A 13,756-nucleotide genomic window follows, 5' to 3' on the forward strand; every position below is an offset into this window, starting at 1 on the left:
CATCAGGACAGGTAGCGAACCAGAAGCTCGCTACAAGGACCACCAAACGCACTTACGACTCTTTACGGGAGGACCGCTATGAATATCCAAGAGATTTTTTCAGCCCTGGGCATGGACCAGGGCATTCTTGCTTCAGGGGACTACAAAATCAGCTCCCCGGTTGACGGCAAAGTGATCGCCAACCTGAAACTGGACAGCAAAGACGAAGTAGAAAAGAAAATCGCCGCCGCCGCAGACGCCTTCAAAGCCTGGCGTCGCCTGCCCGCTCCTCAGCGTGGCGAGCTGGTGCGTCTTTACGGTGAAGAACTGCGCAAGCACAAAGAAACTCTGGGCGCCTTGATCACGCTGGAATGTGGCAAGATCATTTCTGAAGGCCAAGGCGAAGTACAGGAAATGATCGACATCTGCGATTTCGCCGTCGGTCTGTCCCGTCAACTGTACGGTCTGACTATCGCATCCGAGCGCCCCAATCACGCACTGCGCGAATCCTGGCACCCAATGGGCCCAGTCGGAGTTATTTCCGCGTTCAACTTCCCCATGGCGGTTTGGGCATGGAACAGCGCACTGGCGCTGGTGTGCGGCGATCCTGTGATCTGGAAACCTTCCGAGAAAACGCCTCTGTGCGCCCTGGCCTGTCAACATCTGCTGGATAAAGCCATCGCTCGCTTCGGCGAAGCGCCAGAAGGCCTGTCCAGCGTCATCATCGGCGAACGTGAAGTCGGCGAACAATTGGTTGACGACAAGCGCGTACCTTTGATCAGCGCCACCGGCAGCTGCGCCATGGGCCGCGTAGTCGGTCAGCGCGTCGCGGCTCGCTTCGGCAAATCCATTCTGGAACTGGGCGGCAACAACGCCATCATCGTGGCGGAATCCGCTGACCTGGACATGGCCACCCGCGCCATTGTTTTCGGCGCAGTCGGCACCGCAGGCCAACGCTGCACCACCACTCGTCGCGTCTTCGCTCATGATTCCGTATATGACGAATTGCTGGGGCGCCTGAAGGCCGCTTATAAGCAACTGCCTATCGGTAACCCACAGGAAGCCGGCACGTTAATCGGTCCGCTCATCGACGGCCGCTCTTACGAACAAATGGAGCAGGCGCTGGCTGACGCCAAAGCAAAAGGCTGTGACGTTTACGGCGGCGGACGCGCGCTGGAAAAAGAGTTCCCACAGGCTTACTACGTGAACCCCGCGATTGTGGAAGGCGGCAACGCGCTGACCAACAATGCTCACGAAACCTTTGCGCCGATCCTGTACTTCTTCCGATACTCTGATCTGGAAGACGCGATTGAACGTCAGAACGATGTGCCACAAGGTCTGTCTTCCGCTATCTTCACTCTGAACATGCGTGAAGCGGAACTGTTCACCTCCGCGGTGGGCAGCGACTGCGGCATCGCCAACGTCAACGTCGGCACCAGCGGCGCTGAAATCGGCGGCGCATTCGGCGGCGAGAAAGAAACCGGCGGCGGTCGCGAGTCCGGCTCCGACTCCTGGAAGGCGTACATGCGCCGCTCCACAGCGACAGTAAACTATTCGTCCGAGCTGCCGCTGGCCCAGGGCATTAAGTTCGATCTCAACTAAGCCTTTGCTGAGTTGACTTGAAAGGAGAGCTTCGGCTCTCCTTTTGACATCCGCGCCAGGACGCGCGGTTCGACAGGTCAGGATTTTCCTTATTGGTTTAACGCTTATTAACATGGCAATGATATTGGCATGTTAATAGCCCGGCGCATGGATGCGCCTGCGCGGCGACTAGCTGCGGGAGACAGGGTCTGACATGTGCAGGCCCTGTCGTGCGGACAAATAGAAGGAAGCTATTTGTCCGCCTGATTAATATACCGATGATGTACGGGAAGCTGTTTCCGACTGTGCGCCTGTAACCGGACTTCGACCGAAGCCGGACCTCCTCCTCTTCTTCCAGAACGCCTCAGGCGTCTGGACGCACGCCGGTCAGACAAACGTCAGTATTATTTTCAGGATTACGAGCCGTACCATGCAAACTACTGCGCTTTTCAAACTATTGTCTTCGCTGACTGACGCCGCCAAGGCTCAGCAATTGCTTGATTCCGTCCAACTGCACCCCATTTTCGCCCAGCCTCACCATGACGACGAGCCGCTCAATCGCGCCGTCATCGCCCAGGCGATGAATATGATGTTGTTCGATGATTTGTTAGAGCGCGTGCCGGAAGGCAAACAATACGTGGCGGAAAAGCTGGCGTCTGGAGAGAAAGTCGTATTCGACCACGGCGCGCTGCGCACCGTAGCCTGGGAAAACCAGGCGCTGCCGATGGGTTATAAAGCGTTCGCGCGCATCCTGGAGCCTCTCGGCTTCACCGTGGCCGGACAGTATCCATTGCCCAAGCTGAAAATGTGCGGCTTCGTCTACACGCATGCGGACCTGCCCCACGATATCGCCCAATACTTCGTCAGTGAGTTGTACCCGGAACAATTCACCAAATCTTTCCAGGACGCTGTTGACCGAGTGGTGTCCGTGTCTTCCGATCCATTGACGCCGCGCTCCGCGGAGCTATTGCAGAAACTGGCTGCAAGCAGCGCGCTGTCACTGGCGGACGCGGCGGAATTGTTGCCCAACCTGTTGCAGTGTTTTGACCGTCAGCACGGCGTGCCTCACCTGCACGACTATCTGGCGCTGCGGGAAGAGTCCGCGGAAATGGCCTGGATCTCCACTGAAGGCAACGCTTTCAACCACGCGACCGATCGCGTGGGCGACATTCGTCAACTGGACGCACAGCAGCGTGAGCTGGGTCGCCCGATGAAGGATGAAATTGAAGTGGCGCGCAACGCCAACATCATGCAGACCGCTTATCGCGCCACCAAAGTAAAACGCCAGTTCAAAACGGATCAAGGCGTCGAAACCCATGAGGTTCCCGGCTCCTTCTTTGAATTCATTCAGCGCAACGATATCGATGAGAGCGCTGAAAAGGGCATGGACCTGCGCTTTGACAGCAGTAACGCCCAAGGCATCTTCACCATGACTCGCGCCGTTACGCATACGGCCGAGACAGCGGAATGCTAACTCCAGCATATTGAAGAATTAGCGCACATCGTCACTCCGGCCAGGCTTTGCAAGCCAGCGGCCTGGACCGAGGTTGGCCATGTGCGCATTTTTTCGCTTATGTTCGGCCGGTCAGGCTATACTCCCCTCCTCGATTAACCCCGACAACACAACGCTTACAGACTTCGCCATGCACGCGACAGGAATCGGCGACTCACGCCCATTGCTCATTCTTTACCCCCCTCACCGCCCGCCCATGCCTCAGTATGAGCAGTTGCAGGACTATCGTTGCGGCATCTCTGGAGAAACGGAAGTCATCATCCAAGAGACAGGCAATCATTGGCGCAAGATTTTTTCCATCTTCGCCAAGATAACGCAGGAGCTGTTGTTTCCAGAGGAAGACTGGCGTGAGGTGCGGGACAGGCGCTTATTCACGGAAGGCGGCGCGACGGCGTTGCTGTTTCAACAACACCTGCTGGAGACGCCAACAGATCGTCAGCCTCCTGTTCACCTTATCGGGGGACAGCAATTCGCGGAAGGGTTCTCAACGCTCCCGCAAACGCCTCAAGCATTGCAGGAAGACAGTCGCATCCTGCGAGCGGGAAACGTTTATCTGACGCCCTATCTGGACTACCGGCAGTTTCCCAATGCGCTGATAGCAACGCTGCTCGCAGACATAGAGCGTCAAGGGTTTGCGACGGCTAGGCCGTCACTGGCTTAATCTCCACTTTCAGAGGCGGAACCCCCAGTTTTTCTTCTTCCTGCAAACACTGCAGCGCCAGTTCTGAAATAGTGCGGCGATAAGCATAACGCATCACGCGCAGACAACGGTCGCTGATCTGGAAAATCGCTCCGGCATTCAGCTCATCCAGCTTCTCCTCTGGATTTACGCCCCAATTTACGGCGAACTCCGCCAGAGTCTGCTCTTTGCTGGTGGAAAAACGCAGGTCGATATTGGCGGAGATCTGATGGAACTGACGCAGATACTCCCTCGCCAACTGCACATGCCGCGCCGCCGCCTGAGCGAAAAATTTGGGGCGCTCTTCTTCGTCCTGGCGGAACAGGGCGTCAAGCGCCGCCATGCATAACGGCAGGCTGTCCCAGATATCCCGCAATAAAAACAACTGACGGAAAGTGTTGTACAACGACTCCGCCCGCGCCTTGTCATCGGCGGACATCTGCGCCATCGCCAGATGCATGCGCTGCGCCACATAGGCGTCCAGACAGCGACTTAACTCGCCCGCCATCCGTTTCACTTCCGTACGTCGATCATCCAGACTGCGTTGCACAGAACCGATATCGCCCGCCTTCACGCCAAAATCAGCGGCGTCGATGTTAAAACCCGCCTCCACATACGCCAGCCCGACCTGAGCCGCCTCCATATGCTGATAGGCTTCCCAATACAGCTCCATTTGCGCCGTAGCGCGCGGAATCTGGCCGCGCAGTTCGGTCACGGCCCCAGCCAGGTCCACCTCCGTCGGCGTAGCGTTAAACGGCTTCATCAGGCGCATGGAGAACAAGTCGGCGAAGTAGCGCTTCAAGGCTTCTTCCGACTCATTCATTTTCGAGTGAACGTCCCTGATTTCCTCGAAGGAGCACAGGTACTGTTCCGGCTTCTCCAGCCCCATTGAGTTATAAATGCGCAACGTGACGATTTTGCACAAAGCGTCAAAGTCCGGCATCAACTCAGTGGCGGGAAATTCATCGATCCAAACCGGCTCATAACCAAGAGATTCCGCATGGGCGATACGGTCGTTGTCCGCCGGATGCGTATCCCAGACATTGGTCTGGCGCTCATCCATTTTCGCCCGCACCGCGTCGATTTCTTCCTGGGATAACTCAGCCGCCAGCTGCGCAATGGTTTGCGGCAAGTTGTCGATCAGGCGGTCTTCGTTCCAGGCGGATTGCCAGATCTCATCTCTGCGTTGCTGCGACATGGACATATTCCACAACGCCACCGCCGTACTCTGAAAGGTTTCGCTGCCCGCAACCCAGCTTTCGTATCGATCGGCGTCGTACTCCATCTCCCGGGACATCCAACGGGTGACGCGCAGGTTAAACAAGAACAGGTATTTCAGAATCAGGCGCGTGCCTTTGATCATACCCTGCGCGGCGATCAGCGCCACATCCAGGGCAAAAATCGGGGAATACTCCCGCCACTTGCTCAAGCGACGATCCCAGGCGTCGGGATAGAAGGCCCGGCTCGCCATCCAGGCGTTGGCGGTGTTGACGATATAGTTGGCGATCATGGCGTTGCGTTGCGCAAAGTGCCCGAACTCATGCCCTAATACGCCAATGAATTGCCGACTGTTCATGCCCGCCAACAGCGGCAGGCCGACTGTCAGGGTCAAACGTCCCTGAAACAGGCTCAGCAGTCCTTTTTCCGGGGCGACGTGAGCATTGACCTCGCCATCCACGTAGATTTTCACCGGGGCCGGCAAGCCCATGCGCTCGGTGAGCAGCTGCACCAGTTGATAAAAGCGGCGATACTTTTTCGGATTCAACTCCAGAGTGCGGTTTTCGTAGTCGCGACCAAAGAACGGCTTCAGCAGGAACAAGGCGAACACGGTTCCCAACAGAACCGGTACGAACAGCATCAACGTCCCCATCGCATTGGTTTTACGCACCGCCAGAATATCCGGGATACTGATCCCGTACCAAACCGTTCCCACTATCGCGCAGATTGTCAGGCTGATGTAAATCAAAGGCGCTATCAGGCTCAACAAGGTCACGCTGAACAGCCCCAGTTTATAAGCTGTGGTTACCGGTAGTTTGGGAATGGGTTGGTGCAGACGCTTCTTCGCCAGGGCAAGCACGTCTGTCTGTATGTCGGCGTCTTTGGCCGGCTTGGCGCCACTGGCCGTCGATGAGACTGCGCTTTTGGCGGTCTGTGCGGTTTCTGTCGGCTGCGGTTGCGCGGGCTTCGTCGCCACGTCCCCGGAGGGACAAGGCTGCAACGTCACCGCCAGTCCCAGGCGAACAAATAAGGCCTGATATTTTCTGGCGTCCGAAGATGACAAAGATTTCTTGATCACCACCGCCCCCGTCAACAGACGCTCGACTTGCGCGTTCGATAACTTCAAACGCGCAACGAGATTATCTCGCACCTGACGCTCTTCGAAACCGGAAAGAATTTTACCCTGGCTGATAACATTGAATTGGGGGGAAGCAGGTGCGCTCAAATCGACATCCTTTGTGGAGGCAGCAAAAGGCGGCAATTTTATGCGCCGAAGCTGATATTTTCTAATCTTTTTAGTTGTTTTTACGCGAAGAAGTGTAACTGGCGCAGCCGGATTTATGAACAGTAAGCCGGGTATTTAAGACAAGCATCGCTTGAACTCTGATAACTGCGTCAAATCGACTATTTTTTCTTTAAGTCCTATTCATTGCGAACCATGCGGAAATTGTTCATGAAAACACCAGCGGCTTTCAGCGCTCTCTTAATACCACCTTTCTTGCTGACCGGCTGCGCCGCTTCACTGGAGGATGTCCGCGAGGCGCCCGCCAGCCTGAAGCTCTCCCCGTTCACAGAGATTAAAACGGATTTCGTCCACCACTGGACGCAAAAGGTCCATCCTTTTAGCGGCGCAGCGGTGCTGGACATGGATGGCGACGGCAAGGAAGAGATTTTTGTGGGTGGAGGCGAAGGACAGGACGACGCTTTGCTCAGCCTCAGGGATGGCGAATTACGCAATATTATTCAGGACACCGGATTATCCGCATCGGCGGCCACCTATGGCGCGACAGCGATGGATATGAACGCCGACGGCGAAGTGGACCTTATCATCGCTCGCAACGACGGCGTCTATTTGTACTTGAACAACGGCGGACGCTTCACGGCGCAAAAGCTGCCGGTTCAATTGCCGGACAATACCGTCTCCTTCGCCGTCACTGTCTCCGACATTGATCAGGATGGCGACGGCGACCTTTATATCAGCAACTTTATCTCCTTTGACGCCTTCAAAAGCGCCACCTTCAACGACCCCGGCCATGCCCGCGCCAACATTCTGCTGCGCAACGACGGCGATCTGAAGTTCACCGACATTACCGCGCAGTCCGGAACTGCATCGCTGCAAAACACCTTTCTATCTGTCTTTGTCGACCTCAACGGCGACCGCCTGCAAGACCTGGTCGTGGCGCAAAACACGGGAGAAGTGGAAATATTCAGAAACCTGGGGGATGGTCGTTTTGAATCCGTTCCCACCCACTCCGGGTTTGGCTTCTGGATGGGGCTGGCGGTGGGAGACATTGACCGCGACGGCGATCAGGATCTGTTTTTCACCAATATCGGCAACTCCATCCCGGAGTTTCTCACCAGCGGCGACCTGCGCGATGACCAGCGTCAGGACAGCGAATGGTTGCTATTGCGAAACGAGGGAGACTTCCGCTTCACCGATATGACCGAACCTTATCAGTTAACCGGCTACGGCTTCGCCTGGGGGGGCGTATTTGAAGACATCAATCTGGACGGAGAAATGGATCTGCTGGTGGCGCAGAACTACATTAAATGGCCGATTCACAAGGTCAGCAAACTGGCGGGCAAGGCATTTTTGCAACTGCCGACTGGAGTGGGCCACGCCACCGGTTTTTTCCAGGCTGACAACCTGGAGCTGGACAACCCCTGGTTCGGCCAGTCTCCCGTTATCCTAGACCTGAATGGCGACGGACGCCCGGATATCGTCTGGTTAAACATGGACGGTCCCGTGCGGGCTTTTCTGAACACCACAGAGGCCAACTTCATCGCCCTGCAGCTGCCGGATTCACCTGAATGGTCAGGAGCCGAAGTCACAATCGAAATGGAGGATGCGCGCAGTTATACCCGACAAGCGACATCCGCAGTGGGCCTGATGACAGACCAAAGCCCCCGTCTTGTTTTCGGTATCGGCGCCAGAGAATCCGCCACCCGTATTGTGGCGCTGAAGCCCGATGGCAAGCGCCTGGAATTGACGAACCCGAAGATTAATACCGTGCTCTCTCTGAGCGAATAGTAATGCTTAGCCGGCGGCCAGGCGCAGCGTCTTCGCCCAGCCGCCAAACTCTTCCGCTAATCCTCTGCTTCCCTCTGTTGCCTTTTTGCAACTCGTAACTCATTGATATTTATGACATTACCAGCATAGTCGCCGCCGCCGTCTCTTTTCTGCGACTTTCAGCCACCTTTTCACTCGCAGCAAAATCCACCGAACACAATTAATCAATTGTTTTTAAAGGAATTTTAAAAACTGGCGCCGAACTTGATATACCTAGGGCGAAACACGCTGAGGCTAAGCAGCCCGGCTACCTCAAGAAGGGAGAGGTTAACAGGAGGAGCCTTGAATCCGCACATTCAAGCCAGTCTCCTAGTAATGGAAACAAGGACACCAACTTAGTAGGTATTAGAGTATGAATAAAGCACTCGCAATCGTAACCGCGTCATTCCTGGCAGCACTGACTGCTTGCTCTGACGAAACCAGCGTTCAAACAGAACAACCTGTGGCGGAGCAACAGCCTCAAACTGAAATGAGCGCCCCAGTGCAAATCACTGAAGCGCCCGCCAGCTCCGACCAGTACGCAGGTCCAGCGGTAGAGCAGGTGTTTTCGTACCTGGACACTGACCGCAACAGCGTCATCAACAAAGAAGAAGCCGCAGCTGACTCCAGCATTAACGAAGCATTCGCCCAGATCGATATCGATCAGAACGGCGAAATCAGCCGCGATGAATTTGTAGTGTACAGCGGTGAAGCCACTGCAGCCGGCTCCAGAGCTGGCCAGTTATACCAAGCGGAACCTCAGCCTGAAATGGCTGTAGATCCAGCAGCTCCGGCTGATGCGCCGGTAGATCTGGAAACCGCTCCCGCCGAATAAGCGGCGACAGTTTCAGCCAAAGCGTGCGTCTATAAGTTAAATCCGGGCGCTACTTGACGCACGCTTTGGCTCCTTATCTCAGCCTCTTACTCTCTGCTACACCGGTCTCCTGACTCAGTTCCCCTGCTCACGCCTTCACTTCCAGGCATCTAACTCCACCACGACTTCCGTTTTCACCGAATTAGCGATAAAGCAGCTTTCATGCGCGCGATGATGCAACGCTTCAAGCTCCTCACGAGTCGGCCTGACTGAGCCGGAAAATTCGACGCGGGGACGCAGCCTCACCTGAGTCATCATCATGACGCCTTGCTCGTTTTTGGCCAGCACGCCAATAGCGGGGTCCTCATAGCTGTCCACCACGAACTTGCGCTTCGCGGCGTAAGCCAGAAAAAACAACATATGGCAGCTGGAGAGCGAAGCGACGAACGCTTCTTCAGGGTCAACGTTTTCAGCGACAGAAAAGGGTAAAGGGACAATATGCGGAGACGCGGAAGCGGGAATTCGAACGCCGCCGTCAAACTCCCATTCATGCCCGCGACTATATTGATTGGAGAGAAAATCCTGCGCGCCTCGAAGCCAGCGCACGGTGGCGAAATACTCGGACATCCACACCTCCTTGAATCAGCCAAATGAAACGCGCGCCGAACCGACGACGCGCCTATGCCGTGAAGGAGAATGTTAACAGACTTTTTCGATCAGCCGCTCTCTGGTCGCCACCACACATCGGCCTCCTCAAATATAGAGCACTTTTTATACGCCAATACGGCCAAACGAGACAATTAACTGGCGAAATACGCCATTCACCTCCCGATTTTTCAGGCTTTTTCTTTTTAGATACGTTAGTTACGTACGTTTGCAAAATATGAGCAGAAATACACCATCGACCAGCAATAACTGAGCTATATTTGAGCAATATTCGATCATCTCGCACGCGCCCCACACTTCTCAATCTCGTCCTAATGGCATGACGTCACATTCTGATTTCGGCAGGAAAACTGAAATGAAGCAATACGATCCGACAACGCCCGATCACTATACGAATCATCTAGCGGAGGTGAACGAGACCAATGCGGTAATCGCTACTGAGGACATATACAACAAGGACGGGATGCTGCTGGTTAAAAAGGGGCTGGCCATCAAACCGGAAGTCGCGCGCAGACTGCTTAACCACAAACTGGTGAAGCCGCTTGAAGTGTCCGTCAATGTGGACGACGCCCTATTTGGGCAGGAAATTCACCGCGACATTCATCAAATGTTCGATCGTTTCGAAGGACTGCTGGAGATTCATTCGTCCATGCGTCTGGAAGCCAGCCTTATCGAGGTGTGCGAGAAGTATGGCGGCTACGATCTGCTGGTGCAGAAAGTTACCGTTCTGAGCAAACGATTGCCGAAAGAGTACCAAAAGGGCCTGTTCTGTGCGTGGTTAAGCTTCGCCATGGCGACACGCCTTAATCTGAGTAACGAAGAGCGCGAAGCGGCTTTTATGGCGGGACTGGCTCACGACGCCGGTATGCTCCACATTGATCCACAAATCGTCGCCAAAACCGGCGAGTACACGCCGGAAGAATGGCGCGCCATGCAGAGCCACACGCTCATTGGCGACCTGTTTCTTTCCTATATCAAAGAGATCCCTGCCGTCACCCGTCGCGCAGTCAAAGAACATCATGAACGCGCTGACGGCAGCGGCTATCCCGCCGGTCTGTTTGAAGACAGCCTGTGCATTGTCGGACAGGTGGTGGCGATGGCGGATGCAACCTACGCCATCTGTGAGAAGCGCCGCTTCAATGACAAAATTAATCTCGGCGAAGTTATGCCGGTCTTTCAGATCGACAGTTCTTTCTTCCCCAATCAGGTGCACATGGCGCTCATGTCCGTACTGCGTCAGGTGAATCACGCCGCTACTCAACTGAATATTTCAGGCGACCTGAGCAGCATGTCGGCGCAGCTCATGGAAAAGCGGCAAATGCTGGAAGGCGTGGTGGAGAGCATCTATGCGCTGCGAGAAACGCTGGCGGAGAGAGAGCACATCAAACGCATGCGGGTCGCCAAAGTGAAAATAGATCGTCTGTGGACTCTGGTCACGCGCTCCGGCATGTTGAGCGCGCCTCTCGGCCGCTGGTTGCAGCACGTAGTGGAGAATCAGATCATTCAGACTGTCAGCCGTGAAATCGTGGAAATGGACCTGATGTACCAGGAGCTGCAGTGGCAGCTGAAACAATTGGGAAGAGTGCTGTATCTCTATCTGGAGGAAGAGAAGAAAATTACTCCCGAGCTTAGAAAAGCGCTGGCCAATTCCATCAAAATTCTCGATATGGGCGCGCCTAAGTCCATGGAAAAGGCGGAAAAAGTAGCCTAAGACAACCCAGTGGCGGACGTCGCTTCATCGTGCGTCCGCTGCGCCAGTTCGATTCACGCCCTCCTCTTTTTTAAACCTCTTCTTGCCGTCAGGCTGTTTTTCGGGGCGCTTTTCTTAACACTATCCTAGCGCTCCAACCACGCGCCCTATCCGGGCGCACAACTAAAGGAAATAGATGTCTAACGTGCACGACAAGGCGCGCAAAATCACTCTGCAATCGTCATCAAATTAATGTGTCACCTAACGTAACAGAATGATATATAAAAAATTTTAATGAAACTAAGAAAATTAATTCCTATCCAATTGTATAGATCTGAACTATGCTAATTCATAAGCGGAATACTTCATGCAAGTGGTGTTGGGGCGCATTCAGAAACGTTTTCTCACATCTGTTCAGCGGAGACGCCCGCGGGCGCGCTGAAAAAATGTCAGGAAACTTGTCTGCAGGCCAGACGCAGCCGAAAGGGGCGCATATAAAGCTCCAAAGAGGCGCATGATGACCCTGTCTGAGCAAGGCGAAGCCGCCAGTCCACGATAGCCGGTCACTGATCATGTCGACGTTTTAGCGCCACTAAGCGAGCTATTCATCACAAGAGGGGGCCTATATGAGCATCTTCAGTCAATTCGCCAGTCGATACGACTCACGCAAGGAAGAAGAGTACACGTTGGAGGAGTATTTGGAGATCTGCAAAAAGGATCGCACCGCTTATGCGTCCGCTGCAGAGAGAATGCTTCTCGCCATCGGCGAACCGGAACTGGTCGACACATCCCGCGACCAACGGTTAAGCCGCATCTTCTCTAACAAAGTCATCAAACGTTACCCCGAATTTGAAGAGTTCTACGGCATGGAAGAGTGCGTGGAACAAATAGTGTCGTTTTTCAAACATGCGGCGCAGGGATTGGAAGAGAAGAAACAGATTCTCTATCTGCTGGGTCCGGTCGGCGGCGGTAAGTCCTCTCTGGCGGAAAAGTTGAAGAGCCTGTTTCAGAAACAGCCCTTCTACGCCATCAAGGGTTCCCCTGTATTTGAATCGCCGTTAGGCCTGTTCGACCCGGCGGAAGACGGCAAAATTCTGGAAGAGGAATATGGCATTCCCAACCGCTATCTGCGCTTTATCATGTCGCCCTGGGCGGTGAAACGCCTGCATGAATACAATGGCGACATCAGCAAGTTCAAAGTGGTCAAACTGTATCCCTCCATTCTTAATCAGGTCGCCGTATCAAAAACCGAACCCGGCGACGAGAATAACCAGGATATCTCCGCCCTCGTTGGTAAAGTCAACATTCGCATGCTGGAAGATTTTCCTCAGCACGATCCTGACGCCTACTCTTTCTCCGGCGGACTCAACAAAGCCAATCAGGGCATGCTGGAATTCGTGGAGATGTTCAAAGCTCCGATCAAAGTATTGCACCCATTGCTGACCGCTACTCAGGAAGGCAACTACAACACGACTGAGGGTATGGGCGCGGTGCCGTTCGAAGGCATCATTATGGCTCACTCCAACGAATCGGAGTGGCAGACCTTCCGCAACAACAAAAACAATGAGGCGTTCCTGGACCGAATTTATATCGTCAAAGTGCCTTACTGTCTGCGGGTGTCCGAAGAGGTCAAAATCTATAAGAAACTGCTCAAGCACAGTTCGCTGGCCGGCTCGCCCTGCGCACCCGACACGTTGGGCATGCTGGCGCAGTTCTCCTGTCTTTCCCGCATCAAAGAGCCGGAAAACTCCAGTATTTACTCAAAAATGAAGGTGTACGATGGTCAGAGCATCAAGGACACCGACCCCAAAGCCAAGTCGATTCAGGAGTACAAGGACTCCGCCGGCGTCGACGAGGGCATGGACGGACTGTCCACCCGTTTCGCCTTCAAGATACTATCCAAGGTGTTCAACTTCGACACCACGGAAGTGGCCGCCAACCCGGTGCATCTGTTGTATGTGCTTGAGAAGCAGATCGAACAGGAGCAATTCCAGCAGGAGACTCACGACCGCTACCTGCGCTTCATCAAAGAGTCTCTGGCGCCGCATTATGTCGAGTTTATCGGCAAGGAAATTCAGACCGCCTATCTGGAGTCCTACTCCGAGTATGGTCAGAACATCTTCGACCGTTATGTCACCTACGCCGATTTCTGGATTCAGGATCAGGAATACCGCGACCCTGAAACCGGCGAAATCTTTGACCGCGCGGCCATCAACGACGAACTGGAGAAAATTGAGAAGCCAGCCGGCATCAGCAATCCAAAAGACTTCCGTAACGAAGTCGTCAATTTTGTGCTGCGGGCGCGGGCCAGCAATAACGGCAAAAACCCGTCCTGGCTCAGTTATGAAAAACTGCGCACCGTGATCGAGAAGAAAATGTTCTCCAACACGGAAGACCTGTTGCCGGTCATATCGTTCAACCCGAAAGCGTCCCAGGAGGACCAGAAGAAACATCAGGAATTTGTGCGGCGCATGATCGAGCGTGGCTATACTGAAAAACAAGTGCGTTTACTTTGCGAGTGGTATCTACGGGTTCGCAAGTCGCAATAAAGTGAGGGTCCATTATGG

9 protein-coding genes are annotated in these 13,756 nt (G+C 54.4%); 7 read left to right on the forward strand and 2 right to left on the reverse strand.

What is annotated here, in order from left to right:
- Positions 1 to 78 precede the first annotated feature (78 nt).
- The 3 genes from EUZ85_RS25665 to EUZ85_RS25675 all read left to right on the forward strand — a co-directional run bounded on the left by EUZ85_RS25665 (position 79) and on the right by EUZ85_RS25675 (position 3,734).
- Positions 79 to 1,581 (forward strand): aldehyde dehydrogenase family protein, encoded by a 1,503-nt coding sequence (locus EUZ85_RS25665; RefSeq protein ID WP_127972993.1) that lies wholly within the window; start codon positions 79 to 81, stop codon positions 1,579 to 1,581.
- A 409-nt stretch (positions 1,582 to 1,990) separates the two neighbouring features.
- A complete protein-coding gene (locus EUZ85_RS25670) occupies positions 1,991 to 3,034 on the forward strand; it encodes a DUF1338 domain-containing protein (RefSeq protein ID WP_127972994.1) in 1,044 nt (347 codons plus the stop codon).
- A 169-nt stretch (positions 3,035 to 3,203) separates the two neighbouring features.
- On the forward strand, positions 3,204 to 3,734 hold the full coding sequence (locus EUZ85_RS25675; RefSeq protein ID WP_127972995.1) for a hypothetical protein: 531 nt from the start codon (positions 3,204 to 3,206) through the stop codon (positions 3,732 to 3,734).
- Here the strand turns inward: EUZ85_RS25675 and EUZ85_RS25680 are convergent.
- Complete coding sequence (locus EUZ85_RS25680) at positions 3,715 to 6,195, reverse strand: M48 family metallopeptidase (protein WP_127972996.1); 2,481 nt, start codon at positions 6,193 to 6,195, stop codon at positions 3,715 to 3,717. The two genes, EUZ85_RS25675 and EUZ85_RS25680, sit on opposite strands and share 20 nt — an antisense overlap.
- 228 nt (positions 6,196 to 6,423) lie before the next feature.
- Between EUZ85_RS25680 and EUZ85_RS25685 the strand changes: the two genes are divergently transcribed.
- Together EUZ85_RS25685 and EUZ85_RS25690 are read left to right on the forward strand one after the other, a co-directional pair.
- Positions 6,424 to 8,001: a CRTAC1 family protein gene (locus tag EUZ85_RS25685; RefSeq protein WP_164887356.1), complete on the forward strand. Its 1,578-nt coding sequence runs from the start codon at positions 6,424 to 6,426 to the stop codon at positions 7,999 to 8,001.
- A 391-nt stretch (positions 8,002 to 8,392) separates the two neighbouring features.
- A complete protein-coding gene (locus tag EUZ85_RS25690) occupies positions 8,393 to 8,854 on the forward strand; it encodes an EF-hand domain-containing protein (RefSeq protein ID WP_127972998.1) in 462 nt (153 codons plus the stop codon).
- Between the two features lie 135 nt (positions 8,855 to 8,989).
- Here EUZ85_RS25690 and EUZ85_RS25695 read toward each other — a convergent pair whose 3' ends face one another.
- Positions 8,990 to 9,460, reverse strand: coding sequence for an OsmC family protein (locus EUZ85_RS25695; protein ID WP_127972999.1), 471 nt, complete (start codon positions 9,458 to 9,460; stop codon positions 8,990 to 8,992).
- 394 nt (positions 9,461 to 9,854) lie between these two features.
- Here EUZ85_RS25695 and EUZ85_RS25700 point away from each other — a divergent pair, with 394 nt between their 5' ends.
- Positions 9,855 to 11,210: an HD-GYP domain-containing protein gene (locus EUZ85_RS25700; RefSeq protein ID WP_164887357.1), complete on the forward strand. Its 1,356-nt coding sequence runs from the start codon at positions 9,855 to 9,857 to the stop codon at positions 11,208 to 11,210.
- A 605-nt stretch (positions 11,211 to 11,815) separates the two neighbouring features.
- Positions 11,816 to 13,738, forward strand: coding sequence for a PrkA family serine protein kinase (locus tag EUZ85_RS25705; protein WP_127973001.1), 1,923 nt, complete (start codon positions 11,816 to 11,818; stop codon positions 13,736 to 13,738).
- Positions 13,739 to 13,756 lie beyond the last annotated feature (18 nt).

The sequence above is a fragment of the Hahella sp. KA22 genome (assembly GCF_004135205.1).
Lineage (GTDB): Bacteria > Pseudomonadota > Gammaproteobacteria > Pseudomonadales > Oleiphilaceae > Hahella.

Bases quoted from the DNA above. Each gene is read 5' to 3' on its own strand.
- EUZ85_RS25665 (WP_127972993.1), top strand. From the start codon at position 79: ATGAATATCCAAGAGATTTTTTCAGCCCTGGGCATGGACCAGGGCATT.
- EUZ85_RS25670 (WP_127972994.1), top strand. From the start codon at position 1,991: ATGCAAACTACTGCGCTTTTCAAACTATTGTCTTCGCTGACTGACGCC.
- EUZ85_RS25675 (WP_127972995.1), top strand. From the start codon at position 3,204: ATGCACGCGACAGGAATCGGCGACTCACGCCCATTGCTCATTCTTTAC.
- EUZ85_RS25685 (WP_164887356.1), top strand. From the start codon at position 6,424: ATGAAAACACCAGCGGCTTTCAGCGCTCTCTTAATACCACCTTTCTTG.
- EUZ85_RS25690 (WP_127972998.1), top strand. From the start codon at position 8,393: ATGAATAAAGCACTCGCAATCGTAACCGCGTCATTCCTGGCAGCACTG.
- EUZ85_RS25695 (WP_127972999.1), bottom strand. From the start codon at position 9,460: ATGTCCGAGTATTTCGCCACCGTGCGCTGGCTTCGAGGCGCGCAGGAT.
- EUZ85_RS25700 (WP_164887357.1), top strand. From the start codon at position 9,855: ATGAAGCAATACGATCCGACAACGCCCGATCACTATACGAATCATCTA.
- EUZ85_RS25705 (WP_127973001.1), top strand. From the start codon at position 11,816: ATGAGCATCTTCAGTCAATTCGCCAGTCGATACGACTCACGCAAGGAA.